At 62.6% G+C, this 24,024-nt stretch carries 21 protein-coding genes; 6 read left to right on the top strand and 15 right to left on the bottom strand.

Features of this window, described 5'->3' with window-relative positions:
• Positions 1 to 90: 90 nt before the first annotated feature.
• From ccoP to HKX24_RS13860, 13 genes are all read right to left on the bottom strand, one after another.
• The gene (gene ccoP / locus HKX24_RS13920; protein ID WP_271693758.1) at positions 91 to 993 is read right to left on the bottom strand and encodes a cytochrome-c oxidase, cbb3-type subunit III; all 903 of its coding nucleotides are present in this window, start codon (positions 991 to 993) and stop codon (positions 91 to 93) included.
• Positions 990 to 1,178: a cbb3-type cytochrome c oxidase subunit 3 gene (locus HKX24_RS13915; protein WP_136720504.1), complete on the bottom strand. Its 189-nt coding sequence runs from the start codon at positions 1,176 to 1,178 to the stop codon at positions 990 to 992. The genes ccoP and HKX24_RS13915 overlap by 4 nt, the downstream gene beginning before the upstream one ends.
• 10 nt (positions 1,179 to 1,188) lie before the next feature.
• Positions 1,189 to 2,025, bottom strand: coding sequence for a cytochrome-c oxidase, cbb3-type subunit II (gene ccoO, locus HKX24_RS13910; protein ID WP_271693757.1), 837 nt, complete (start codon positions 2,023 to 2,025; stop codon positions 1,189 to 1,191).
• 5 nt (positions 2,026 to 2,030) lie between these two features.
• Complete coding sequence (ccoN, locus tag HKX24_RS13905) at positions 2,031 to 3,641, bottom strand: cytochrome-c oxidase, cbb3-type subunit I (RefSeq protein WP_067262871.1); 1,611 nt, start codon at positions 3,639 to 3,641, stop codon at positions 2,031 to 2,033.
• Positions 3,642 to 3,759: 118 nt separating this feature from the next.
• On the bottom strand, positions 3,760 to 6,207 hold the full coding sequence (locus tag HKX24_RS13900) for an FAD-dependent oxidoreductase (protein ID WP_271693756.1): 2,448 nt from the start codon (positions 6,205 to 6,207) through the stop codon (positions 3,760 to 3,762).
• A gap of 1 nt (position 6,208) precedes the next feature.
• On the bottom strand, positions 6,209 to 8,671 hold the full coding sequence (locus tag HKX24_RS13895) for an FAD-dependent oxidoreductase (RefSeq protein ID WP_271693755.1): 2,463 nt from the start codon (positions 8,669 to 8,671) through the stop codon (positions 6,209 to 6,211).
• Between the two features lie 89 nt (positions 8,672 to 8,760).
• On the bottom strand, positions 8,761 to 9,348 hold the full coding sequence (locus tag HKX24_RS13890) for an XRE family transcriptional regulator (RefSeq protein ID WP_271693754.1): 588 nt from the start codon (positions 9,346 to 9,348) through the stop codon (positions 8,761 to 8,763).
• A 91-nt stretch (positions 9,349 to 9,439) separates the two neighbouring features.
• Positions 9,440 to 10,705 (bottom strand): ABC transporter permease subunit, encoded by a 1,266-nt coding sequence (locus HKX24_RS13885; RefSeq protein ID WP_271693753.1) that lies wholly within the window; start codon positions 10,703 to 10,705, stop codon positions 9,440 to 9,442.
• A complete protein-coding gene (locus HKX24_RS13880; protein WP_271693751.1) occupies positions 10,705 to 11,508 on the bottom strand; it encodes an ABC transporter ATP-binding protein in 804 nt (267 codons plus the stop codon). The genes HKX24_RS13885 and HKX24_RS13880 overlap by 1 nt, the downstream gene beginning before the upstream one ends.
• Before the next feature lie 103 nt (positions 11,509 to 11,611).
• On the bottom strand, positions 11,612 to 12,604 hold the full coding sequence (locus tag HKX24_RS13875) for an ABC transporter substrate-binding protein (protein ID WP_271693750.1): 993 nt from the start codon (positions 12,602 to 12,604) through the stop codon (positions 11,612 to 11,614).
• Between the two features lie 413 nt (positions 12,605 to 13,017).
• The gene (locus HKX24_RS13870; protein ID WP_271693749.1) at positions 13,018 to 13,794 is read right to left on the bottom strand and encodes a MetQ/NlpA family ABC transporter substrate-binding protein; all 777 of its coding nucleotides are present in this window, start codon (positions 13,792 to 13,794) and stop codon (positions 13,018 to 13,020) included.
• Between the two features lie 41 nt (positions 13,795 to 13,835).
• On the bottom strand, positions 13,836 to 14,510 hold the full coding sequence (locus tag HKX24_RS13865) for a methionine ABC transporter permease (protein ID WP_067266255.1): 675 nt from the start codon (positions 14,508 to 14,510) through the stop codon (positions 13,836 to 13,838).
• Positions 14,500 to 15,561 carry a methionine ABC transporter ATP-binding protein gene (locus HKX24_RS13860; protein ID WP_271693748.1) on the bottom strand — a complete coding sequence of 354 codons (1,062 nt, stop codon included), beginning with the start codon at positions 15,559 to 15,561 and terminating at the stop codon, positions 14,500 to 14,502. Before HKX24_RS13860 ends, HKX24_RS13865 begins: the two co-directional genes overlap by 11 nt.
• A gap of 193 nt (positions 15,562 to 15,754) precedes the next feature.
• On the opposite strand from HKX24_RS13860, the gene HKX24_RS13855 reads away from it, so the two are divergent.
• Together HKX24_RS13855 and HKX24_RS13850 are read left to right on the top strand one after the other, a co-directional pair.
• On the top strand, positions 15,755 to 16,672 hold the full coding sequence (locus HKX24_RS13855) for an MBL fold metallo-hydrolase (protein ID WP_271693747.1): 918 nt from the start codon (positions 15,755 to 15,757) through the stop codon (positions 16,670 to 16,672).
• Positions 16,669 to 17,616, top strand: a complete 948-nt coding sequence (locus HKX24_RS13850; RefSeq protein WP_271693746.1) for an MBL fold metallo-hydrolase — start codon at positions 16,669 to 16,671, stop codon at positions 17,614 to 17,616. The genes HKX24_RS13855 and HKX24_RS13850 overlap by 4 nt, the downstream gene beginning before the upstream one ends.
• Positions 17,617 to 17,625: 9 nt before the next feature.
• Here the strand turns inward: HKX24_RS13850 and HKX24_RS13845 are convergent, their stop codons facing one another.
• The gene (locus HKX24_RS13845; RefSeq protein WP_271693745.1) at positions 17,626 to 18,885 is read right to left on the bottom strand and encodes a urate hydroxylase PuuD; all 1,260 of its coding nucleotides are present in this window, start codon (positions 18,883 to 18,885) and stop codon (positions 17,626 to 17,628) included.
• A 96-nt stretch (positions 18,886 to 18,981) separates the two neighbouring features.
• Here HKX24_RS13845 and HKX24_RS13840 point away from each other — a divergent pair, with 96 nt between their 5' ends.
• The gene (locus tag HKX24_RS13840) at positions 18,982 to 19,887 is read left to right on the top strand and encodes a LysR family transcriptional regulator (RefSeq protein WP_271693744.1); all 906 of its coding nucleotides are present in this window, start codon (positions 18,982 to 18,984) and stop codon (positions 19,885 to 19,887) included.
• Here HKX24_RS13840 and uraH read toward each other — a convergent pair.
• Positions 19,884 to 20,237 carry a hydroxyisourate hydrolase gene (gene uraH / locus HKX24_RS13835; RefSeq protein WP_271693743.1) on the bottom strand — a complete coding sequence of 118 codons (354 nt, stop codon included), beginning with the start codon at positions 20,235 to 20,237 and terminating at the stop codon, positions 19,884 to 19,886. The two genes, HKX24_RS13840 and uraH, sit on opposite strands and share 4 nt — an antisense overlap.
• A gap of 139 nt (positions 20,238 to 20,376) precedes the next feature.
• Between uraH and puuE the strand changes: the two genes are divergently transcribed.
• From puuE to HKX24_RS13820, 3 genes are read left to right on the top strand one after another with little or no spacing between them, the layout of a single operon-like run.
• Positions 20,377 to 21,786, top strand: coding sequence for an allantoinase PuuE (gene puuE, locus HKX24_RS13830; RefSeq protein ID WP_271693742.1), 1,410 nt, complete (start codon positions 20,377 to 20,379; stop codon positions 21,784 to 21,786).
• Positions 21,783 to 22,277, top strand: coding sequence for an ureidoglycolate lyase (locus HKX24_RS13825; RefSeq protein ID WP_271693741.1), 495 nt, complete (start codon positions 21,783 to 21,785; stop codon positions 22,275 to 22,277). Before puuE ends, HKX24_RS13825 begins: the two co-directional genes overlap by 4 nt.
• A 54-nt stretch (positions 22,278 to 22,331) precedes the next feature.
• Positions 22,332 to 23,768, top strand: coding sequence for a nucleobase:cation symporter-2 family protein (locus tag HKX24_RS13820; protein WP_271693740.1), 1,437 nt, complete (start codon positions 22,332 to 22,334; stop codon positions 23,766 to 23,768).
• Positions 23,769 to 24,024 lie beyond the last annotated feature (256 nt).

Below are 24,024 nucleotides of genomic sequence, written 5' to 3'. Positions count from 1 at the left end.
TAGGCTCCGGTGTTACGTCTTGCGGCCTACACCCCTAGGGCGCAGGCCGCTTTGATCTGCATCAATCCGCAGATTATTTGTCGTACCGGTTTAATCGGCGGCGGCACCCTCGGCATCGACCGCAGCCTCGCCGCCGCCCAGACCGTGGACATAGGCGGTCACGGCGCGCACCTCGGCCTCGCCCAGACGGGCCTGCCACGGCGGCATCACCCCCATGCGCGGCGCTTTGAGCTGCTGCAGGATCGCCTCATGGCTGCCGCCGCGCAGCCAGATCGCATCGGCAAGGTTGGGCGCGCCCATCTCACGGTCACCAAGGCCACGCTCCCCATGGCAGGCACTACAGTTGTCGGCATAGACCTCTGCCCCCGCCTGCGCCGCGCCCGCGTCATGCTCAAGCCCCGAAAGGCTGCGCACGAAATGCACGGTGGCGTCGAGCTCGGCTTCCTCCATCCAATCAAACGGCGGCATTTCCGAGAAACGCGCGTCGGGGTCATCCTCGTTGCGGATGCCGTGGCGCACGGTATAGGCGATATCCTCCATCGTGCCGCCCCAGAGCCAGTCATCGTCCAAAAGGTTCGGATAGCCCGAGGCCACCACACCCCCTGCCCCCGCGCCGTGGCATTGCGAGCAATTGGCCGCAAAGACCGAGCGCCCGGCCTGTGTCGCGAAACGGTGCAGCTCTTCGTTGTCCTTCAGCACCGCCAGATCGACGTTGACGAGACTTTCGGTCAAGTCGGCATTCGACAGGTCCACGCGCGCAATCTCGGCAGCGACTTCGCCACGGGTGGAATAGCCAAGCAGCCCCGCCGTCGCGCCTGAAACCATCGGCCAGGCGGGATAAAGGATGGTATAGATCACGCCCCAGACGACGGTGGCGTAGAATGTCCAGAGCCACCAACGCGGCAGCGGCGTGTTCAGCTCTTCGATCCCGTCCCAACTGTGGCCTGTGGTCTCGGTCCCGGTGGCGGGGTCGATCTTGCGTTTATCGGTCATGTGCGGGCTCCGTCATTGCGGGCTTGGTCGGGGTCGTCGTTGCGAAACGGGACGGCGGCGGCATCGTCGTGCAGGGCGCGCGAGCCGGGGCGAAAGGCCCAAGCAATGACGCCCAGAAAGATCAGCGTCAGGATCAAAAGCGCCCAGCTATCAGCCAGTTCACGCAGGAAAGAATAGGTGTCCATTGCGGCCTCCTCAGCGGCTGGCGTCAGGCACGAAGGTCGAGAAATCGACCAGCGTTCCGAGCATTTGTAGATAGGCGATCAGGGCATCCATCTCGCTCACCCCCGGCTGGCCGTCGAAGTTGCGCACCTGCGCGCCGGGGTAGCGTTCCAGCAGCCCGTCGTAATCGCCAAAAGGGTCAACCTGCACCCGGAAGTCGCCACGGACATTCGCGATCATCTCATCGCTATAGGGCACGCCGACCGTGCGGTGGGTGGCCACCAGATCGGTCATATCCTCAGGCTCAAGCTTGGCATCCATCAGAAAGGCGTATTTCGGCATGACGCTTTCCGGCACCACCGATTGCGGGTCCATCAGGTGATCGACATGCCACTCATCCGAATAGCGCCCGCCCACGCGCGCCAGATCCGGCCCGGTGCGTTTGGAGCCCCATTGAAACGGGTGATCGTACATGGATTCGGCAGCGAGGCTGTAGTGGCCGTAACGCTCCGTCTCATCGCGCATCGGGCGGATCATCTGGCTGTGGCAGACGTAGCAGCCCTCGCGCACATAGATCTCGCGCCCGGCCAGTTCCAGCGGCGAATAGGGGCGCATGCCCTCGACCTCTTCGATGGTGTTCTCCAACCAAAAGAGCGGCGCGATCTCGACGATCCCGCCGATGCTCACCACCCCGAGCGAGGCAATCAGCAGCAGCGTCGCGTTGCGCTCGAACCGCTGGTGAAAGGTGATCGCCTCCGTCTCGGGCGGCAGTTCGTTAGGAATTTCGCCCGTCTTCAAGCCTTCGCTGGCGGTGACCACCTTGGGGTCGTCAGTGGGGTCATAATTGGGGCTGTGGGGGTTCTTGGCCATTGATCTTACTCCGCTGGCAGGGCGACGGTGACGGGGCGGGCTTGCGGGGCGCGGATGGTCATCCACATGTTCCAGACCATCACCGCACCGCCCGCGAGGTAGAGAACCCCGCCCAGACCACGGACCACATACATCAGGAATTTCGCTTCGACGGTGTCGGCAAAGCTGTTGACGAGGAAGCCATTGGCATCGACCTCACGCCACATCAGCCCCTCCATAATGCCCGAGACCCACATCGACGCGGCGTAGAGCACGATCCCGAGGGTCGCGAGCCAGAAGTGCAGGTTGATCGCCGCCATGGAGTGCATCTGCGCCCGGCCCCAGAGCCGCGGGGTGAGGAAGTAGAGCGCGCCAAAGGTGATGAGCCCGTTCCAACCAAGCGCGCCGGAATGCACATGGCCGATGGTCCAATCGGTGTAGTGGCTAAGGCTGTTCACCGCGCGGATCGACATCATCGGCCCTTCGAAGGTGGACATGCCGTAAAAGGCGAGCGAGGCCACGAACATGCGGATGATCGGATCGGTGCGGATCTTGTCCCACGCCCCTTCGAGCGTCATCAGCCCGTTGATCATGCCGCCCCATGAGGGCATCCACAGGATGATCGAGAACACCATCCCCAGCGTCGCCGCCCAATCGGGCAAGGCGGTGTAATGCAAGTGGTGCGGCCCCGCCCAGATATAGAGAAAGATCAGCGCCCAGAAGTGGATGATCGACAGCTTGTAGCTATAGACCGGGCGGCCTGCCTGTTTCGGCACGAAGTAATACATCATGCCGAGGAAACCCGCGGTCAGGAAGAAACCCACCGCGTTATGGCCGTACCACCACTGCGTCATCGCATCCTGCACACCGGCAAAGACCTGCACCGATTTGGAGCCCCAGATCGACACCGGGATGGCGAGGTTATTGACCACATGCAGCATGGCCACGGTGATGATGAAGGCCAGAAAGAACCAGTTGGCGACATAGATATGCCGCTCACGCCGCTTCAGGATCGTGCCGAAGAATACGGCGAGGTAGACCAGCCAGACGATGGTGAGCCAGATGTCGACGTACCATTCCGGCTCAGCATATTCCTTGGACTGGGTCGCGCCCAGCAGATAGCCCGTGGCCGCCAGAACGATGAAAAGCTGATAGCCCCAAAAGACGAACCAAGCCGCATTCCCACCCCAGAGCCGTGCCGAAGAAGTGCGCTGCACGATGTAGAAAGACGTGGCGATCAGGGCGTTGCCGCCAAAGGCGAAGATCACCGCGCTGGTGTGCAGCGGGCGCAACCGGCCAAAGTTGGCATAGGGCTGTGCCCAGTCGATGTTCAGGGCCGGAAAGGCAAGTTGGAAGGCGATGAAGGTGCCCACCAAAAATCCCACCACGCCCCAAAAGGCGGTGGCGATGACGCCATAGCGAATGGGGCCATCCATATAGCCCTGCGGCGCCGCAGGCGCGACCGGCGCCGCGTCCTCGACAGGCATCCGGCGCAACTGCCAAAAAAACAACCCTGCGGCCACCAACATGACCAGCAGGGCGTGAACCATATAAGCCGGATCGCGCGCCCAATCCGCCCCGAGTGCTGCAAAGAACACTATAAGCGCAAGCACGATCAACTTGAGCGTATCGAACATATTCCGAATCCCTTCATCTTTGGGAAACGGATCGCATGAGCCCCAAGCCGCCGCTTTGATCTATGTCAAAGCCGGGGCGATAAGCCTGCGAAGGGGGCGTTTTTCGTAAGGCGACGGCCTAGCTTTTGGTCCGCGCCCCGCTAGGGTCATACATCGGTTTCAAACTGGCTTCGGCCTTGATCCGGCGGCCCGCCACGTCGATCTCATAGGTCGAGGCCAGCAGATCGGCGGGGCTTTCGCCCGCGCAGGGCACATAGCCCAGCCCGATCGCTCCGCCTAGGTGATGGCCATAGTTGCCCGAGGTGAGATAGCCCACGATCGCCCCCTCCCGTAGGATCGGTTCAGCGTGGTAGAGCAATGGCTCGGGGTCCGTCAGGCGGAATTGCAGCATCCGCAGCTTCAACCCCTCTTCCTTTTTGCGCAGCACCGCGTCGCGACCGATGAAATCGGGCTTGTCGGTCTTCACCGCAAAGCCCAAGCCCGCCTCCAGCACATGATCCTCGCAGGTGATGTCATGGCCGAAGTGGCGAAAGCCCTTTTCGATCCGACAACTGTCCATCGCATGCAGACCGCAAAGTTTCAGGCCGAAGGCCGCGCCCGCTTCCATTAGCGTCTCAAAGACATGGCCTGCCATCTCGGCGCTGACGTAAAGCTCCCAGCCCAGTTCGCCCACATAGGACACCCGATGCGCCCGGGCGAGGCCCATGCCGATCTCGATTTCGCGCGCCATGCCAAAAGGATGGGTGTCATTTGAGAAGTCAATGGGGGAAACGGCCTGCAACACGTCCCGCGCCTTCGGCCCCATAATCGCGAGCACCGCCTCACCCGCCGTCACATCGGTGATCACCACCATCCGGTCGCCAGCATGGCGGCGCAGCCATGTCTCATCCGCCAGCCGCGTCGCCGCCGGGGTGACGACGAGATAGGCGGTCTCGCTCAGCCGCGTTACGGTGACATCCGCCTCGATCCCGCCGCGAGGGTTGAGGAATTGCGTATAGACGATCTTGCCCACCGGCACCGCCATCTGCGCGCCGCAGACGTGGTTCATGAAAGCCTCGGCCTCTGGCCCCTCGACGCGAATTTTTCCGAAAGACGACATATCATAAAGCCCCACGCCCGCGCGGATGGCAGCATGTTCGGCGGCTTGATTGTCGAACCAATTCTGCCGGCCCCAGCCATAGCGATATTCGCGCGGCTGCCCGGGATCGGCGAACCAATTGGCCCGTTCCCAGCCTGCGAATTCGCCCATGACGGCGCCGTGTTCGAAGAGGTGCGCATGAAGCGGGCTGCGCCGAATGCCCCGCGCGGTGGCCTTCTGGCGGTAGGGGAAGTGATCGGCATAGAGCAGTCCCAGCGTCTCGGTCGAGCGCGTTGCCAGATAGGTCTTGTTGCCCTGAAAGGGCTGCATCCGCGCAATGTCCACGTCACCCAGATCAAAGGGTTTCTGCCCGTCCTCCATCCACTGCGCCAGCGCCATCCCCGCGCCGCCCGCCGATTGAATGCCGATAGAGTTGAACCCGGCGGCGACCCAGACATTGTCCATCTCGGGCGCTTGACCGAGGTGATAGGCATCGTCGGGGGTGAAACTTTCGGGACCGTTGAAGAAGGTATGAATCCCCGCCTCCGCCAGCAGCGGCAGCCGTTTGACCGCCATTTCGAGGATCGGCTCGAAATGGTCGAAATCCTCGGGCAGTTGATCGAACTCGAAACTATCGGGGATGCCGTCCAGCGCCCAAGGTTTGGCGACGGGTTCGAATGCGCCAAGCAGGATCTTCCCCGCATCCTCTTTGTAATAGGCGTATTCATCGGGGATGCGCAGCACCGGCAACTCGTGCAAGCCCGGCACGGCCTCGGTAACGATATAGAAATGCTCACAGGCTTGCAGGGGCACGTTGCTGCCCAGCATTCGGCCCATCTCGCGCCCCCACATGCCCGCGCAATTGATGACATGTTCGGCCTCGATCCGGCCCGTGTTGCCATCCTCCCCGGCCCAGTCCACCGCGATGATCCGACGCCCCGCGCGGGTGACCCCCGTCGCCTTGACCCGCTCGGCCACCACCGCGCCACGCGCCCGGGCGCCCTTGGCCAAGGCTAGCGCGATATTGGCCGGATCGCCCTGCCCGTCTTTCGGCAGATAGACCGCGCCGGTCATGCCTTTGGTCTCCACATGGGGGTATTTCGCGCGCACCTCTTCGGGGGTGATCTCTTCGACCTCGACGCCAAAGGCGCGGGCCATGGCGGCCTGCCGCAAGATCTCCTCACGCCGCGCAGGCGTCAGGGCGGCGGTGATCGAGCCCACCCGCTTGAACCCGGTGGCGACCCCGGTTTCCCCCTCCAACGCGCCGTAGAGTTCTTGCGAGTATTTCGCCAGCCGCGTCATGTTCTGCGTCGCGCGCAGCTGCGCGATCAGCCCCGCCGCGTGCCATGTGGTGCCGGAGGTCAGTTGTTTGCGCTCCAGCAGTACCACATCGGTCCAGCCCAGTTTCGTCAGATGATAGGCGACCGAACAGCCGATCACGCCACCGCCGATGATCACCGCGCGGGCCTTGGAAGGCAGGTGTCCCATCTCAGACCTCCTGCGCGCGAATGCGCGCGTTTTCCCGGTCCCAAAGCGGGGCGTCGGGCTGCACCATGGCACGGTAGCTCTGACCATAGATTTCGACCGTGAGTTCGGTGCCCGGCACGGCAGCCTCGGCCCGCACCACGCCGAGGGCGATGGAGGCATCGACCCGGTAGCCATAGCCGCCGCTGGTCACCTCGCCCACGGCATCTCCATTCAGGCGCAGCGTGGCCATCGGCGGCGCGTCTTGCGGGTTGCCTTCGACCACCAGCGTCACAAAGCGGCGCTGCGGCCCTTGCGCCTGTTCTGCGATCAGCGCCTCCTTTCCTGGAAATGCCTCCGGCTTGTCGAGACGCAGGAAACGGTCCAAGCCGGCCTCCAGCAAGGTATACTCCTGCGACAGATCGCCCTTCCACGTCCGGTAGCCTTTTTCCAGCCGCATGGAATTGAGCGCGAACATCCCAAAGGGCGTGGCCCCGCCCGCGATGACCGCATCATAGATCGCCGGCATGTCTTCGGGGGCCGCGTGGATTTCCCAGCCCAACTCGCCCGCGAAACAGACCCGGGCGAGCAGCGCTGGCTTGCCCTTTACCGACGCCTCTTGATGGCTGAGCCACGGCAGAGCCAGATCGGCCTCCGGGGCCAGCGGCGCCAGCAGGGCGCGGGATTTCGGGCCGCATAGGATCAGGGTCGAGACCGCATCGGTTCGATCCGTCAGGCTGATCGAACCGTTTTGGGGCAGCGCATCGCGCAGCAATTCATAGTCATGCCATTGCGCGGGGGCGGCGGTGATCAGGGTGAAGTCATCCTCAGCATGGCGCAGGATCGACATCTCGGTCAGCACCCGGCCCCGGCTGTCGGGGAAATAGCCGAGCGTCATCCGCCCGACCTTGGGAAGCGCGCCCGCGATGCGGCCCCGCAGCCATTCCGCCGCCCCCGGCCCCGCAAGCGCGAAACGCGAGAACCCCGGTAGATCGAGCACGCCCACATCGTCGCGCACCGCCACGACCTCCTCACGAACCCGCGCCGCCCACGGGCCATCCCGGTCCCATGTCTGGGTCGCGGCCTCGGCGGTGTCATCACCGGGTTTGGCGAAATAATTCGCCCGCTCCCACCCGTTGTAGGCCCCCATCTGACCGCCCGCGTCGCGCAGCCGGTCGTGCAGCGGCGACAGCTTCTTGTCGCGCCCGGCGGGCCATGCGTAATGCGGGAAATGCATCGCATATTCATGGCCATAGGTCTCAAGCGCCTTGGCGAGGGTAAAGTCGTGATCGGCATGGGCGGTGTAGCGGCGCGGGTCGACATCCCACATGTCCCACTCCGTTTCACCTTGCGTGATCCATTCGGCGATGACCTTGCCCGCGCCGCCGCCCTGCGCGATGCCAAAGGTAAAGCTATGCGCCTCGAAAGCGTTTGGCACGCCGGGCATCGGGCCCAGCATCGGCAGCCCATCGGGCGCATAGGGGATCGGCCCATTGATCACCCGCCCCACACCGCTCTGGCCCAACAGCGGCATCCGCGCCATGGCGTCTTCGATATACCATTCCAGCCGATCCAGATCGTCGGGATAAAGCTGAAAACTGAAATCCTCGGGCATCGGATCGTCGGGGGTGATCCAATGCGCCTTGCAGTTGCGCTCATAGGGGCCAAGGTTCAGACCGTTCTTGTCCTGCCGCAGGTAATAGGAGCTGTCCACATCGCGGACCATCGGCATCTTATGACCCTTCTCGGCGGTCCAAGCGGCGAGTTCGGGGATTTCTTCGGTCAGGAAATACTGATGGCTCATCACCACCGCAGGCACGCGGCGGCCCCCATGGGGGCGGAACCATTCGCCGACCCGCTGCGCGTAATAGCCGGCAGCGTTGACCACCTTCTCGCAGCGGATATCGCCCTTTTCGGTATGGACGAACCATTCGCCCCCATCGCGATCTATGCCGGTGGCGGGGGTAAAGCGGTGAATTTGCCCCCCCGCCTCCCGCGCGCCTTTGGCAAGGGCTTGGGTCAGTTGTGCCGGGTCGATGTCCCCATCCAAGGGGTCCCACAACCCGCCCGCAAGGTCATGTAGCTCTATGAACGGGTTGTGTTCTTTCAATTCGGCAGGGGTGCACATCTCCATCCCCAGCCCCTGCGCGCGGGCCATGGAGGCGACATGCTCAAACTCCTGCATCCGCTCGCGGCTATGCGCCAGACGCAGCGCGCCGGTGACATGGTAATTGATCGGATAGCCCACCGCCTCACCCAAACCGCGGTACATCTCAAGCCCGTAGCGCTGCATGTTCATCACCGCCCATGAGTTCGAGAAGTTCGGACAGTTGCCCGCCGCATGCCAAGTGGAGCCTGCGGTGAGTTCGTTCTTTTCCAGCAGAACGCAATCGGTCCACCCCGCGCGGGCGAGGTGATAGAGGGTCGAGACCCCAACCACGCCGCCCCCGATGATCACCACCCGTGCCGTTGTCGGAAAATCAGCCACATGCACCTCCTATCGCCATGCACCGCCAAAGGGCTGGCCAGAGGCGCCCCTGGACAGTTTGTAATTGTTCGAATTGATGAAAATCCGGTTCAGTAAACCGGGGGAGAAATCACCCAGACCACCACGACTGGCGTGTCGTAGGGGTTGTCCCAAGTGTAATATTCGCCCCGAATGCGAAAGCTGTCGCCGGGGCCGACGGTAAAGCGGCGCTCCGCGATCGTAAGGTTCAACCGGCCCGAGATGACGAAGCCGACCTCCTGCGTTTCGCGCCTGACGGGCGCTTCCAGCCCCGAATAGGCGGCGAAGGTCGAGTGGATCACCTCGAAACTGTCGGTGAGATCGGGCGAAAGCAGTTCTTCCGTCAAGCCATTGGCCGCACTCCCCATGGCACGCCGCGCCCCGGCCCGCACGACATAGCCACGTTCTTCGGGGCTTACCGTCGCTTCGCCAAAAAGCAGCGAGATCGGCACGTCCAAGATCTCGGCGATGCGGCGCAGGTCGGCGATGGAGGGGGTCGAGATGTCGCGTTCGATCTGACTGACCCAGCCGACCGACCGGCCCAAAGCCTCGGCCAGATCCGTGAGAGTCAGTTTGCGCCCTTTGCGGATCGCCCGTAGGTCGGCCCCCAGAGAGCGTGGCCCCACGGCCTCCGCCCCGGGCCTTTTTGCTCGGGTCATGTGAAATTTTCCTCCATTTTTTCACTGTGGCGCGAAATTCGGCGTCTGGCAAGGGGGGCTCCTTTCAAACAGAAGGGGATGGCGGGCGGGGTTAAGACCGCCCTTTCCAAGGGACCAGCAACCGCTCAGCCTTGCGCATCAGCATGTCGATGCCGAACCCGATGATGCCGATCAGGATGATCCCCATAAGCACGATGTCGGTCAGCTGGAATTTGGAGGCGACCATGATCATCATCCCCGCCCCCTTCTCTGCCGCGACCAGTTCGGCGGCGACCACCGTGCCCCAGCAGACCCCCATCGCCACCCGCGCGCCGGTGAAAATCTCGGGCAGCGAGTTCGGCACGATGACATGGCGCATGATCTGCGCCTTGGAGGCGCCCAGCGAATAAGCCGCATGGACCTTGGTGATATTCACCCCCGACACGCCGGACCGCGCAGCAATGGCCATGATCCACAGCGCCGCGAGGAACAGCAGGATGATCTTGCCCACCTCCCCGATCCCCGCCCAGATGATCACCAGCGGGATCAGCGCGAGCGGCGGCACCGGGCGCATGAATTCGACAATCGGATCGAACCAGCCCCGAAACCAGCCCGACAGCCCCATGGCATAGCCCAGCGGAATGCCCACCAGCGCCCCAAGAGCGAACCCCACCACCACGCGGAACAGCGAATAGCCCAGATGCTCCCACAGGGTGCTGTCGCGGTAGCCTTGGCTTGAGATTTCAGCAAGGCGGGAGACCACGGCTTCGGGGGGCGGCAGCCAGATCGGCTCCATCTGCCAACCCTTGGCGGGCTCGAAATTCAGCGTGCCCTTGGGCGACATGCCCACACGGCCAAACTCGGTCTGCACCTCGCCACCGGGCGCGATCTCCTGCCCGTTCACGGCAACAACCCGGTGCCCGAGATCGCGGCCCTTCTCGTCATTCTTATCAACACGCAACAGCCCCGAGCGCCAAGCGCCGATGGTGAAAGCGTCATTCTTGGCCCAGCCTTCGCCGGGATCGACCTGCGGCGTCTCGGCGTCTTCGCCCACCGGATGCACCAGCACCGTGATCGTGCCGTCATCGCGGGAGCCGTCATCGGCCTCGGCAGTATAGGTCAGCTCGGCCAGCCCCTCGAACGGGCCGGGCGCATGTAAAAATCGGGGCAGCAGGGACGAGTCGGTGAACGCGCCCCACAGCAAGAAGATCGTCAAGATCGAGATCACGCTGGCGGTGCGGTTCGACGTCACCGCGCTTTCGTCGCCAAAGGTTACCGTTTTACGCGCCGCGAAACCGCTGGCGGTCTGATCGACAACCAGACGGACAAGGAAAAAGGAAAGCGCGAAGATGACGATATAAATAAGCAGGATCAACATCATGCCTCCTCCGTCCGGCCCATGATCTCTTCCTCCATGTCCCAGATCATGCCGAGGATCTCCTCGCGCCTTTCGGCGAATTCCGGGTGTTTCTTGACCTCACGCAGGTCTTGCCCCACGCCCAGATCGGCAAAGGGCAGACGGTATTCGCGGTGAATGCGCCCCGGGCGCGGCGCCATGACCAAAAGCCGCTCGCCAAGCAGCAGCGCCTCTTCAACCGAATGGGTGATCAAGATGATGGTCTTGCCGGTCTCTTTCCACAGTTTCAGCACGAGGCTTTGCATTTTTTCGCGGGTCAGCGCATCCAGCGCGCCCAAGGGTTCGTCCATCAAGATCACATCGGGGTCATTCGCCAGACAGCGCGCCAGCGCCACCCGCTGCTGCATCCCACCCGAGAGCTCATAGATCGCCTTTTCCTTGAAATCGCCCAGCCCGACGATATCGAGCAAATGGTCAACCTCGGCCCCGTATTGCTTTTCGCCCTGCCCCTTCATGCGCGGACCAAAACTCACGTTTTCACGCACTGACATCCACTCAAAGAGCGCGCCCTGTTGAAAGACCATGCCACGCTCGGCATCCGGCCCCGTGACACGATGGCCGTTCATCACGATCTCGCCCGAACTCGGGGCAAGGAAACCCGCCACGATATTGAGCAACGTCGTCTTGCCACAGCCCGAGGGGCCGAGGACCGACATCAACTCCCCCTCCGCAAGGTCAAGCGATACGTCCTCAAGCGCCTGCACATGACTGCCATTGGGCAGATCAAACCGCATCGACAGGTTTTCGATTTTCAATCCCGACATGCCGCCCCGCTGCTTGTTCGTTTATCGGCGCGCCCCATCTGCCCGGTCCCTCGCAATTAGGCACCGGACTGCAACGGGGCGGCCTATTTTTGCGCCGCTTGGCTTACATATTGCTCGCGGCTTGCAGCGGGCCGGTGTTCACCGCGTCTTCATAGCTGTCGAGCGCTCCGTCGATCGCGCCTGCTTCGACAAAGACATCGGCCACGCCTTTCATGAACTCCTGCGCGCCCCCGCCGAGCCATTTCTCACTCATCTGCTCACCAACCGACGGGAAAGAGAATGTCGCGATGGTTTCCATCGTGGCGTCTTCGTCCATACCGGCGTCCTTAGCGATGACGGGCAGCATTTTCTCGCGGTTGGCCTCATCCGCCCACATCGCGTTTGCCTCAGCCGTCACGCTGAGAAAGGCGGCGACCGTGTCAGAGTTCTCGGCCACCCAAGAGGCCGGGCCGGAGGTGACGTCGAAGACGAGAATGCCCAGCTCTTCCTTCTCCGCGCCGGTCAACAGGATATTGCCATGTTCCATCATCCGGCGCAGCGACCCACCCCAGCCGCAGGCCATATCGACCGATCCCTGTGCGATGGCCGCGGCCCCATCTGGCGGCGCCATATCCACCACGTCGAGCGATCCAACATCGACGCCGAAGTGGTTCATTTGTTTGAGAAAACCGTAATGCGCAGCCGTGCCGAGCGGCACCGCCACCTTCTTGCCCGTCAGTTCCTCGGCAGAGGATTTGTCGATCTCCAGCGCCTCGCGCACGACGCAATTGTCATTCTCGGAATAGCTGACCGCGACATCGAGAATTTGCAGATCTTGCCCCGCCGAAGTGGCAACCACGAAGGGCGGCACGCCTTGGCTGAGCGACAACTGTACATCCCCCGAAGCCATCGCCGCGGACATGGCGGTGCCGGAATCGAAGCTCACCCAATTCACCGTCGTGCCGAGCGCTTCATCATACATCCCCTCCGCCTTGGCGTATTGGAACGGCATCGGCCATTCGAGGAAATACCCAACGGTCAGATCCTGCGCGGCGGATTGACTGACCCCCAGCACAAGCAGGCTGGCGGCGGTGCCCATCAGTTTCACGGTCTTCATGATAGTCTCCCTTGGTTTGTTATGGTCGCGTCTTGCAGTCGAACTCCCGTTCACATGGATCGCGACCATCGGCCCTGTCAGACATCAGGAAGGGCAAGCCCCGGGTCATGTGAAAAAATCCATCACCTTTTCACGATACGAGTGAAATTGAACTTTTCAACAAATTTCTCACGCCGCAGCGCAACATAATTTCAATGTTAAGAAGTATGCGTAGAAAATACGCCAGAGCGCGCGTGATTTCCGAGAACTACGCGGAATTTCTAAACAGAAATTTAATGGTTTTAGCTGACCGTCAGCCTCGACCCAATGATTAGGGGAGTTTTGACCAGTCGGAATGCCCCGGCCCGGGCCGGGGCGCTCTTGACCCGCGCGGGCGCGGGTCAAGTCTATCAATACGCTTCTAGAAAAAGCGCTTACCAGGAGGTGATGACGGTGCCCTGATAGCTTTCATCGATAAAGGTTTTGATCTCACCGGAGTGATAGGCCTTGAGCAATGTCTCAACCCATGCCGCTTCTTCGTCGCCCTTGCGGACGGCGATGACGTTCACATAGGGGTTCTCGGCGCTTTCCATCGCGATGGAATCTTCCTTGGGGCTGAGGCCCGAGGCAATCGCGTAGTTGGTGTTGATCAAAGCCGCATCCAGATCGGCCAGCGAACGCGGCAGTTGAGCGGCGTCGAGTTCCTTGAAAGACAGGTCTTTGGGGTTCTCGGTGATGTCGAGGACGGTGGGCACCAGACCTGCGGCCTCATCGACCTTGATCAAGCCGAGTTCTTGCAGAACCAACAGCGCGCGGCCACCGTTCGTGGGGTCGTTCGGGATGCCGAATGTTGAGCCTTCTTCGAGATCAGCAAGATCGGTGATCTTGTCGGAATAGACGCCCATCGGGGTGGTGATCGTGTTGCCGACCACGCTCAGCTCAAAGCCGCGGTCTTTCATCTGCGCTTCGAGATAGGGCACGTGCTGGAAAGAGTTCGCCTGAATGTCGCCATCGGCGAGCGCTTGGTTCGGCACCACATAGTCAGAGAATTCGACCACGTCGATTTCAAGGCCCATAGGCTCCGCGATGCGGGCGACTTCTTCCATGATTTCGGCATGTTCGCCGGGGGAAACGCCGACTTTGATTTCCTCGGCGGCAAGGCCGGTGGCCATCAGCGCCAGAACGGAGGTGAGTGTTGTAAGACGAAGCATAGTAGTCTCCTTAGATTGAGAGAACGGATGTAAGGCGCGGCCTATTGACCGCCACTTTTGGTGGCCCGTTTATCCACGGCGCTGGCGATACGCTCGCCAATGGATTGCACAAGCTGCACCAGAACGATGAGGATGATCACGACAATCGCCATGACATCGGGCATAAACCTCTGATATCCATAGCGGATACCCAGATCGCCCAGACCTTCGCCGCCCACGGCGCCGACCATGGCGGAGTAACCGATGAGGCTCACGATGGCGAGGGTGAGGCCCAGTGTGATGCCGGGCAGCGCCTCGGGCAGCAGCACCTTGCGGATGATCTGCAGCGGTGTCGCACCCATGGCGCGGGCGGCTTCGATCAGGCCGGAATCGACCTCGCGAATGGCGTTTTCCACCAGCCGGGCGATGAAGGGCACCGTAGCAATTGTCAGCGGCACGATCGCCGCCGTGGTGCCAATCGAGGTGCCGGCGATCATGCGGGTGAAGGGAATGATGGCCACGACAAGAATGATGAACGGCACGGAGCGCGTGGCGTTCACCACCAGCCCCAGCACCTTGTTCACCCATGGCGACGACAGCAGTTCCCCACGTTGCGATGTGGCCAGAAACAGCCCCAGCGGCAGGCCGAAGAGCGTGCCGAGGATGGCCGAAATCGCCACCATATAAAGCGTTTGCCCCGTAGCTTCGATCAATAGGTTAATCAGGTTAGCCGACATAGCCCAGCACCTCCGTCAGAAGCCCGTGTTGGTCCAAAAAGGCCCGCGCTTGGGCGGCCTGCGCCACGGGCATCGACACCAGCAGGTTGCCGAAGGGCCGCGTGCCGATCTCTTCCACCGCACCGGCAAGAATATTGACCGGAATGCCCATCTCTTGCGTCAATCGCGCCAGCATCGGATCGGTGGCATGGGTGCCCGCAAAGGTGACGCGGATGACCTCTTCGCCCCCTGCCGCGGGCGGGGTTTGGGTCAGGCGGTCTTTGACGAAGGCAGGCAGGGTGACGCCCGTCACGCCCGACAGGAAGGACCGCGTCGTCGCATGTTGCGGCGCGGTGAAGATGTCATAGGTCTCCCCATGCTCCACGATGCGGCCCGCGTCGATCACCGCCACATGGCTCGCGATGTCGCGCACCACGGCCATCTCATGGGTGATCAGCAGGATCGTCAGCCCCAGATCGCGGTTAATGTCCTTCAAAAGCGCCAGAACCGTTTGGGTGGTTTCGGGGTCGAGCGCCGATGTCGCCTCATCCGAAAGCAGCACCTTCGGCCCGGTGGCCAAGGCCCGCGCGATGCCGATACGCTGTTTCTGCCCGCCCGAAAGCTCCGCCGGATAGCGCCCCGCCTGCGCGCTGAGACCGACACGGTCGATCAGGTCGGCCACCCGCGGCTTGATCTGCGCGCTCGGCATTCCCGCCACTTCGAGCGGCAGCGCGATATTGCCCGCCACAGTGCGTGAAGACAGCAGGTTAAAGTGTTGAAAAATCATGCCAACGTCACGGCGGATCGCGCGCAGCTTGCCGCCCTTGGCGCTGCCAACATCCTCACCCCCGACCAGCACTTTGCCGGTCGTCGGACGCTCCAACCCGTTGACCATACGCAGCAGGGTCGACTTGCCCGCCCCCGAACGCCCGATGATCCCCGTGATGGAGCCGGGCGCCACGTCGAGGGAAATCCCTTCGAGCGCGTTCACGGTCGCACCGCCCGCTTTGGTAAAGGCCTTGCCGACCTTGTCAAAGGCGATCGAGGCGCCTTCTGTAGTGATATCAGTCATTTTCCGTCCGGATCGGGGTGGGTTTCGATTGGTGCCCCCGTAGATAGAACCCCTGCGGGCGATGCAAGGGATGATCATGCATAGCTGCCTTGTTTCTCGGGCCTATCTCTCACAGCCGCATTCGCCCCTTGTGCCGCAAACCGATGGGGATGATTATATTCACGAATCGGAATGAATGATGGGAGGGGAGCAGATGAAGATTAACAGACGGATGGTGCTGGCCGGAATGGGGGCTGCCGCCCTCGCCCAAACGCCGCTGCGCGCCTTCGCGATGACCTCGGCCCAGATCGGCGGCTATGAGTTCATCAGCGTAAGCGACGGCAATCTGGTGCTGCCGCGCAGCTTTTTCTTCGAAGGTTTGCCGCAAGACGCACTGGCGGAGGCTTTGGCGCCCTTCGACCTGCCGCAAGACCAGTTGGAGCCGCCCTGCAACCTAACGCTTTTGCGCAATGGCGAGCGTGTGATCCTCTTTGACGCGGGCGCGGGCCCTGCCTTCATGCCCTCCGCCGGGTCGCTGCTCGACAGCCTTGATGCCGCAGGCGTCGCGCCGGAGGCGGTGACCGATGTGGTCTTTACCCATGGCCACCCCGACCACCTGTGGGGCGTGCTGGACGATTTCGACGATCTGGTCTTTCCCAATGCGCGCTACCATATGGGCCAAGTTGAATGGGACTATTGGCGCGATCCGGCGACGGTGGACCGGATTGGCCCGGCCCGCGCCGCCTTTGCCGTGGGGGCCGCGCGGCGGCTGGAAGCGATTGAGGATCGGGTGCGCCATTTTGCCGACGGGGGCGAAGTGCTGCCCGGCATCACGGCGCAGGCGAGTTTCGGCCATACGCCCGGGCATATGTCCTTCCTTCTGGGCACGGGCGGTGATGCGCTGCTGATCGGCGGCGATGCCATTGGCAACCACCACCTTGCCTTTGCCCGCCCGGGCTGGGCCAGCGGATCGGACCAAGACCCCGAGCAAGGCGCGAGGACCCGGCAGCGCTTGTTGGACCGGCTGGCGCAGGAGCAAACCTGGTTGATGGGCTTCCACCTACCGCAGGGCGGATTGGGCCGCGTCGAACGGAGTGGCGAAGGCTATCGTTTTCTGGGGGCCGCGCAATGAAACACCTGATTTGCGCCGCCGCCCTCCTGCTCGGCTCGCACGCCATGGCCAGCGAGGATATCGCCGATAAATACCCCGGCTCCCTGCTCTACGACAAACCCTATGAAGTCATTCCCGGCGTCTTTTCGGCCATCGGAGCGACGGCCCCGCCCACCTATGAAAACGCAGGCCATAACAATAACCTAAGTTTCATCGTGACCGGCGAAGGCGTTGTCGTAATTAACGGCGGCGCGGCCTATGGGCTGGCCGCGGCACTGCATGATGAGATTAAGGCCGTGACCGATGAGCCGGTCAAACTGGTCTTTAACGAGAACGGTCAGGGTCACGCGGTTCTGGGCAACGGTTACTGGGCCGAGCAAGGCGTGCCGATCGTCGCGCATGTAGACGCAGCGCATGAGGTGGAGCGCTTTGGCGGCAGCATTCTGGAAGCCATGCAGCGCTACAACCGCGACCGGGCCGAGGGGACGGAGGTGCAACTGCCAACCGAGACCTTCGAGGAGGAATATATCGTCGAGATGGGCGATTTCCGCATCGAGGCCCGCCACCTCGGCCCGGCTCATAGCCCCGGCGATATCGTGATCTGGCTGCCGAAGCAGAGCCTCGTGATCTCGGGCGACATGGCTTTTCACGAGCGCATGCTGCCGATCTTTCCCGACACGATGACCGCCGAATGGATCGAGACTTGGGAAACCGCATTTGAGCCGCTTGAAGCGCGTTATGTGATCCCCGGTCACGGGCATCCGACCAATATGGCGCAGGTCCGTCGCTTCACGCGGGATTATCTGCTCTACCTCCGCGCCCAGATCGCCGCCCATCTGGAGGCGGGCGGCGGGCTGGCCGAGGCGTACTATGTAGATCAATCGCCCTATGCCGGGCTTGATACTTTTGAGGAATTGGCGACGAAAAACGCAGGCCGCGTTTTTGAGCAGATGGAGTTCGAGTAGCGCGCCCCGCTACTTCCCCGCGAGGCTGAAGGGCTGTGCTGCGGCCCCGTCGCGATACCAACGCATGATCTTGCGGCGCTCTTCTTCCTCCATGAAGGACACATTGGCGGGGGGCATGGCATTGGTCACCCCCGCTTGCAGATAGATCTGCCGCGCGGCCCGGGCAATGTCCGCGGGTGTTTCAAGCAGCAACCCCTTGGGCGCGCGGTGGATACCGTCGTAGAACGGCTCGCGCGCATGGCACATGGCGCAACGCCCCGGCACGATATTGGCCACCTCGTCAAACCCCTCGGCGCTGGCGAAAAGCTGCTCTGTTTCTGTCAGCGCGCGGGCCTCTGCCGCTTCGATATCGTCTTGCATCAGGGGCGCGGTGGAGAGCCACATGATCGCCACGAACAAAAGCGCGGTCACGCCCCATGTCCAATGCGGGCCCTTTCCGGTCGCGTGCATCGTGTTGAAATAATGCCGGATCGTCACCCCCATCAGGAAGACCAGCGCGGCAATCAGCCAGTTGTACTCGGTCGCGAAAGCCAGCGGGTAGTGGTTGCTGAGCATCAGAAAGATGACCGGCAGCGTCAGGTAATTGTTGTGGGTCGAGCGCAGCTTGGCGATCTTGCCGTATTTCGCGTCCGGCGTGCGACCCTCTTGCAGGTCCTTCACCACGATGCGCTGGTTCGGCATGATGATGAAAAACACGTTCGCCGTCATGATCGTCGCTGTAAATGCCCCCAGATGCAGCAGTGCCGCGCGGCCCGTGAAGACTTGGTTGTAGCCCCAGGCCATGGCCACCAGCAGCACGAACAAGAGCAGCATCAGCACCGTGGGCCGGTTGCCGAGTTGCGATTTGCACAGCAAGTCGTAGATCAGCCAGCCCAAAGTCAGCGACCCCGCCGAGATCAGGATGCCTTGGAAGACCGAGAGGTCCGCCTTGGAGGGATCGATCAGGTAAAGCTCCGCCCCCGCCCAATAGACGACCATCAAGAGCGCGGCCCCCGAGAGCCATGTCGAATAGCTCTGCCATTTGTGCCAGATCAGATGCTCGGGCATGTTTTCCGGCGCCACAAGGTACTTCTGGATGTGGTAAAACCCGCCGCCATGGACCTGCCATTCCTCGCCAAATGCGCCCGCGGGCAGATGCGGCACCTTGCGCAGGCCGAGGTCGAGCGCGATGAAGTAGAAGGACGCGCCGATCCATGCCATGGCGGTAATGACATGCACCCAGCGGATGGCAAAGCCGATCCAATCCCAGATGATGGCTAAGTCGTGCATGAGGTCTCTCCGGATGATTCACCGGGCAGACTATTCAATCGCGGATTTTACCGCTAGATTTGGCATTCCCTAAACTCTATCAAAAGTTCCCGATAAATGTCCTATTTCGACAACATCCGCACCTTCGTGCGCGTCTACGAGCTTGGCAGCATGTCGGCGGCGGCGCGCGACCAGCGGGTCTCGCCTGCCGTGGCCTCGGCGCGGATCACGCAGCTTGAGGGGCATCTGGGCGTGCGATTGTTCCAGCGCACCACGCGCAGCCTGTCGGCCACCGAACAGGGGCGCATTTTCTACGATGGGGCCTGCAAAATCCTCGCCTCCGTGGCCGAGGCCGAGGCGGGTATCGAGGACGTCACTGACAATCCGCGCGGCACGCTGCATGTGGCGGCCCCCTTGGGCGTTGGGCGGCGGCTGATCGCGCCGCATGTGCCTGCGTTTTCAGAGGCTTATCCGCTGGTCGATGTGCGGCTGCGCCTCAGCGACCGCAAGCTCGATCTCACCGCCGAAGGGTTGGACGTGGCCTTTTTTCTGGGCCGTCCGCAGGATTCTACACTACGGATCCGCAAGGTGGCCGATTGCGAGCGCGTGCTCTGCGCCAGCCCGGCCTATGTCGCGGCGCATGGGCATCCCCGCTCGGGGGCCGAGATCGACCGCGGCCAGCACAATTGCCTTAACCTGCGCTTTCCCGGCGCGACCGAGTTTCAATGGCAGCTACAAGGCCCTGAAGGCGCGGTGAAATACGACGTGCGCGGGCGGTTTGAGAGCGACGATGGCGACGTGCTGACCGATTGGGCGCTGGCCGGCGCGGGCATCGCCTTGAAACCAATTTTCGAGATCGCCGAACATCTGCAAAGCGGCGCTTTGGTGCGGGTCGTGGAAGACACGCCGCCCCTGCCCGTTCAGATGGCCTGCCTCTATACCCATCGACGCCATCAAGACCCGAAAACACGGCTCTTCATGGACTTCATGATCGCGCGGATGGAAGACGCGCTAAAGGTCTAGCTGCCCCGGTAGGTGGAATAGCCGAAGGGCGAGAGCAGCAGCGGCACGTGGTAATGCGCGGCCTCCGACATGCCGAAACGCAGCGGGACGACATCCAGAAAGCGCGGTTCCTCTGCCGGGACGCCCTGCGCGTCGAGGTAATCGCCGCAGTGAAACAGCAGCTCATAGGTGCCGGTCTGGAACTCCGCCGCGGGCAGGATCTGCTCATCGGTGCGGCCATCGGCATTGGTGGTGAGGCTGCGCAGATGGGTGCGCGTCTCGCCCTCCAGACGATAGAGGTCGATCTTCAGCCCCGCCGCCGGGCAGCCGCGCGCGGTGTCCAATACATGTGTTGTCAGATAGCCTGTCATCATACCCTCCGTGCCTAACCCTTGATCGCCCGCGCCGCGCCCGAGCGAAAGTGCCCTTTTCACGATAGTCTTTCAGGAATTAATTGAAAGCAATCCATGACCTTCCGGTCTAGACAGAGAACGACAGAAGGAGAAAGACATGACTCGCTACCCCCGCGACATGCAGGGTTACGGCCCCACCCCCCCAGATGCACAATGGCCCGGTGGCGCGAAGATCGCCGTGCAACTGGTGCTGAACTACGAAGAAGGTGGGGAGAACAACATCCTGCATGGGGATGCGGCGTCAGAAGCTTTCCTGTCCGAGATCGTCGGCGCCGCGCAATGGCCGGGGCAGCGTCATGCCAATATGGAATCGATCTATGAATACGGCGCCCGCGCCGGGTTCTGGCGGCTTCATCGCTTGATGAAAGACCTGCCCGTAACGGTCTACGGCGTCGCTACAGCACTGGCCCGCTCGCCCGTGCAGGTCGCCGCGATGATCGACGCAGGCTGGGAAATGGCGACCCACGGTCTGAAATGGATCGAACACAAGGACATGGCCGAAGAGGCGGAACGCGCAGCCATCGCCGAGGCGATCCGCCTGCATACCGAAGTGACAGGCCAAGCGCCGCGCGGCTTTTACTGCGGGCGCTCGTCCGAGAACACGCTGCGCCTTGCGGCAGAGACCGGGCAGTTCGCCTATGTGGCCGACGCCTATGCCGATGATCTGCCCTATTGGATGGAGGTCGGTGACCGCGACCAGTTGATCGTGCCCTATACGCTCGACGCCAACGACATGCGTTTCGCCACGCCGCAGGGGTTCAATGCGGGCGCGCAGTTCTTCGACTACCTCAAAGCCAGTTTCGACGCGCTTTACCGCGAAGGGGTCGAGGGAGCGCCGAAGATGCTCTCGGTCGGGTTGCACTGCCGCCTGATCGGCCGCCCCGGTCGGGTCGAGGCGCTGCGCCAGTTCATCGACTACGCCCAAAGCCATGAGGGCGTCTGGTTCGCTACCCGCGAACAGATCGCGGATCATTGGGCCGCCGCCCATCCGCACCAGCGCCGCGCGCGTCCCAGCCAGATGGACCGCGAGACCTTCGTCGCCAAATACGGCAGCATTTTTGAGCATTCGCCTTGGATCGCCGAGGGCGCCCATGCGCTGGAACTGGGCGCGGGTCATGACACCGCCGTCGGCCTGCACAACGCTCTGGCGCGCATCTTCCGCTCCGCCTCAGATGCGCAGCGCCTCGGCGTGCTGCAAGCCCACCCCGATCTGGCGGGTAAACTCGCGCAGGCCAAGCGGCTGACGGCTGAGAGCACCTCGGAACAGGCCGCAGCGGGGCTGGATGCGCTGACGGATGAGGAGCGGGAAGCCTTTACCCAGTTGAACGACCGCTATGTCGAGAAATACGGCTTCCCCTTCATCATCGCCGTGCGCGACCACGACAAGGCGGGCATCCTCGCCGCTTTCAAGCGCCGCATCGACAATGACCGCGACACCGAGTTTGCCGAGGCCTGCCGCCAAGTCGAACGGATCGCGCAGCTGCGCCTGAAAGACCTGCTGCCATGAGCAGACAGATCCTGCTCCAGCCCCTCACCGCCGAGGCTTTCGCCCCCTTCGGCGAGGTGCTGGAAGTGCGCGGCGCGCCCGACAAGATCATCAACCAAGGGCTTTGCGGGCGGCACCACGATCTGGCCGATCTCGACTTTGGCGGGGGCCGCGCGGGCATCAGCGTCTTTAACGCAGAGCCGCGCGCCCTGCCCTTCACCCTTGAGATGGTCGAGCGGCATCCGCTTGGCGCGCAGGCTTTTCTGCCGATGCACCAAAACCCCTATCTCGTGGTCGTCGCCCCCGATGGCGCGGGCCGGCCCGGCCCCCTGCAGGCGTTTCTCGCAGGCCCCGGTCAGGGCGTGAACTACCGCCGCAATACATGGCACGCGGTTTGCTGCCCGCTGAGCGCCCCCGGTCTTTTCGCCGTGGTCGACCGGATCGGCGAAGGCGACAATTTGGAAGAACATTGGTTCGATCAGCCGTGGAAGGTGGTCGCAGCCAAGGAATAACCGTCATGCCCTCATCAGAAGCGGCAGACGGGATCGGTCAATAGGGAGAATGACATGACTGACGCTTCACTGGGCACGCCGGCGCAACTGCGCGACCCGAATTATACCCCCGCCCTGTCCAAGGCCGTGCCCTTGGGCATTCAGCATGTCTTGGCGATGTTTGTCTCCAACGTGACGCCCGCGATCATCGTGGCGGGGGCTGCGGGCTTTGGCTTTGGCTCGGACGCAGGGGCGCAGGGGTTTCCCGACATGACCTATCTGATCCAGATGTCGATGCTCTTCGCGGGCATCGCCACGCTGTTTCAGACCATTGGCATAGGTCCGGTGGGCGCGCGGCTGCCGATTGTGCAGGGCACGAGTTTCGCGTTCCTGCCCATCATGATCCCGCTTGTCGCGGGCAAAGGGGTCGAGGCGCTGCCCGCACTCTTTGGCGGCGTTCTGGTCGGCGGGCTGTTTCATGTGCTGTTGGGGACTTTCATCGGACGCATCCGCTTTGCCCTGCCGCCACTGGTGACCGGGCTGGTGGTGACGATGATCGGCCTCGCGCTGGTCAAGGTGGGCATCCAATATGCCGCCGGGGGCGTGCCCGCGATCAACAGCCCCGAATACGGCAGCCTGCTGAACTGGTCGGCGGCGCTGGTGGTGATCGTGGCGACGCTGGGGCTGAAGTTCTTCGCCCGGGGCATGCTATCGGTCTCCGCCGTGGTGATCGGCATTGGCGTGGGCTATCTTTATGCGCTGGCGATGGGGATGGTCACCTTCGAGGGCATCGCCACAAGTTGGAACCGCGCCGCCGCCGTGGCGCTGCCTGTGCCCTTTGCTTATGGGTTCGAGTTCAGCTTCGCCGCCATCGTCGGTTTCTGCCTGATGGCCTTCGTCTCGGCGGTTGAGACCGTCGGCGATGTCTCGGGCATCACCAAGGGCGGCGCGGGGCGTGAGGCGACGGATGCCGAGATCACAGGTGCCACCTATGCCGACGGTTTGGGCAGCGCGGTGGCCGGGGTCTTTGGAGGGTTTCCCAATACCTCTTTCAGCCAGAACGTCGGCCTCATCGCCATGACCGGCGTGATGAGCCGCCATGTGGTGACCGTGGGCGCGCTGTTCCTGATCCTTTGCGGACTGGTGCCCAAGGTCGGCGCGGTGATCCGCACGATTCCCATCGAAGTGCTGGGCGGCGGGGTGATCGTGATGTTCGGCATGGTGGTCGCGGCGGGCATCTCGATGCTGTCGGACGTGAACTGGAACCGGCGCAACATGGTGATTTTTGCGATCTCGCTCTCGATCGGTCTGGGGCTGCAACTGGACCCCAAGGCGGTGCAATACCTGCCCGACACGCTGCGGGTGTTGATGACCAGCGGGCTGCTGCCCGCCGCGCTGATCGCGATTGTGCTGAACTTGGTGTTGCCTGAGCAATTGTCGGATGAGGCGACCGATGAGGTCTCCGGCGGGCTTTCGGGGCATGGTTCGGGGTCGTTGGAGAAGCGGGTTTGATGATGAAGGGGCACCCGATGCGGCGCCCCTTTGTTGTGACCAACTCGGCTCGATACAATGCGACAACCAACCGGCTAGCGCATGTAGCTTAAGACCACCGATTTTGGCCCGGAATCAAGCCGAAGGCGCCGGGCCATCGCCTGCCCGCCCCCCCCGGGTAGGCGATTTGGCGAGGCTGGGCGTAACCTAGCGAGCACACATCATGACTGAACCATAAAGTGGCACGAACCAAGGTATGTTCGCCGACCCGCGGGCA

Origin of the sequence: Sulfitobacter sp. M85 (assembly GCF_029285915.1) — a bacterium.
GTDB classification, from domain to species: Bacteria; Pseudomonadota; Alphaproteobacteria; order Rhodobacterales; family Rhodobacteraceae; genus Sulfitobacter; species Sulfitobacter faviae.
The sequence above is the reverse complement of the archived record's forward strand: the minus strand, read 5'-3'. Positions and strand labels throughout refer to the sequence as shown.

Excerpts from the sequence above, each read along its gene's own strand:
- ccoP (WP_271693758.1), bottom strand. The coding sequence starts at position 993 with ATGACCGATAAACGCAAGATCGACCCCGCCACCGGGACCGAGACCACA.
- HKX24_RS13915 (WP_136720504.1), bottom strand. The coding sequence starts at position 1,178 with ATGGACACCTATTCTTTCCTGCGTGAACTGGCTGATAGCTGGGCGCTT.
- ccoO (WP_271693757.1), bottom strand. The coding sequence starts at position 2,025 with ATGGCCAAGAACCCCCACAGCCCCAATTATGACCCCACTGACGACCCC.
- ccoN (WP_067262871.1), bottom strand. The coding sequence starts at position 3,641 with ATGTTCGATACGCTCAAGTTGATCGTGCTTGCGCTTATAGTGTTCTTT.
- HKX24_RS13900 (WP_271693756.1), bottom strand. The coding sequence starts at position 6,207 with ATGGGACACCTGCCTTCCAAGGCCCGCGCGGTGATCATCGGCGGTGGC.
- HKX24_RS13890 (WP_271693754.1), bottom strand. The coding sequence starts at position 9,348 with ATGACCCGAGCAAAAAGGCCCGGGGCGGAGGCCGTGGGGCCACGCTCT.
- HKX24_RS13885 (WP_271693753.1), bottom strand. The coding sequence starts at position 10,705 with ATGTTGATCCTGCTTATTTATATCGTCATCTTCGCGCTTTCCTTTTTC.
- HKX24_RS13880 (WP_271693751.1), bottom strand. The coding sequence starts at position 11,508 with ATGTCGGGATTGAAAATCGAAAACCTGTCGATGCGGTTTGATCTGCCC.
- HKX24_RS13875 (WP_271693750.1), bottom strand. The coding sequence starts at position 12,604 with ATGAAGACCGTGAAACTGATGGGCACCGCCGCCAGCCTGCTTGTGCTG.
- HKX24_RS13870 (WP_271693749.1), bottom strand. The coding sequence starts at position 13,794 with ATGCTTCGTCTTACAACACTCACCTCCGTTCTGGCGCTGATGGCCACC.
- HKX24_RS13865 (WP_067266255.1), bottom strand. The coding sequence starts at position 14,510 with ATGTCGGCTAACCTGATTAACCTATTGATCGAAGCTACGGGGCAAACG.
- HKX24_RS13860 (WP_271693748.1), bottom strand. The coding sequence starts at position 15,561 with ATGACTGATATCACTACAGAAGGCGCCTCGATCGCCTTTGACAAGGTC.
- HKX24_RS13855 (WP_271693747.1), top strand. The coding sequence starts at position 15,755 with ATGAAGATTAACAGACGGATGGTGCTGGCCGGAATGGGGGCTGCCGCC.
- HKX24_RS13850 (WP_271693746.1), top strand. The coding sequence starts at position 16,669 with ATGAAACACCTGATTTGCGCCGCCGCCCTCCTGCTCGGCTCGCACGCC.
- HKX24_RS13845 (WP_271693745.1), bottom strand. The coding sequence starts at position 18,885 with ATGCACGACTTAGCCATCATCTGGGATTGGATCGGCTTTGCCATCCGC.
- HKX24_RS13840 (WP_271693744.1), top strand. The coding sequence starts at position 18,982 with ATGTCCTATTTCGACAACATCCGCACCTTCGTGCGCGTCTACGAGCTT.
- uraH (WP_271693743.1), bottom strand. The coding sequence starts at position 20,237 with ATGACAGGCTATCTGACAACACATGTATTGGACACCGCGCGCGGCTGC.
- puuE (WP_271693742.1), top strand. The coding sequence starts at position 20,377 with ATGACTCGCTACCCCCGCGACATGCAGGGTTACGGCCCCACCCCCCCA.
- HKX24_RS13825 (WP_271693741.1), top strand. The coding sequence starts at position 21,783 with ATGAGCAGACAGATCCTGCTCCAGCCCCTCACCGCCGAGGCTTTCGCC.
- HKX24_RS13820 (WP_271693740.1), top strand. The coding sequence starts at position 22,332 with ATGACTGACGCTTCACTGGGCACGCCGGCGCAACTGCGCGACCCGAAT.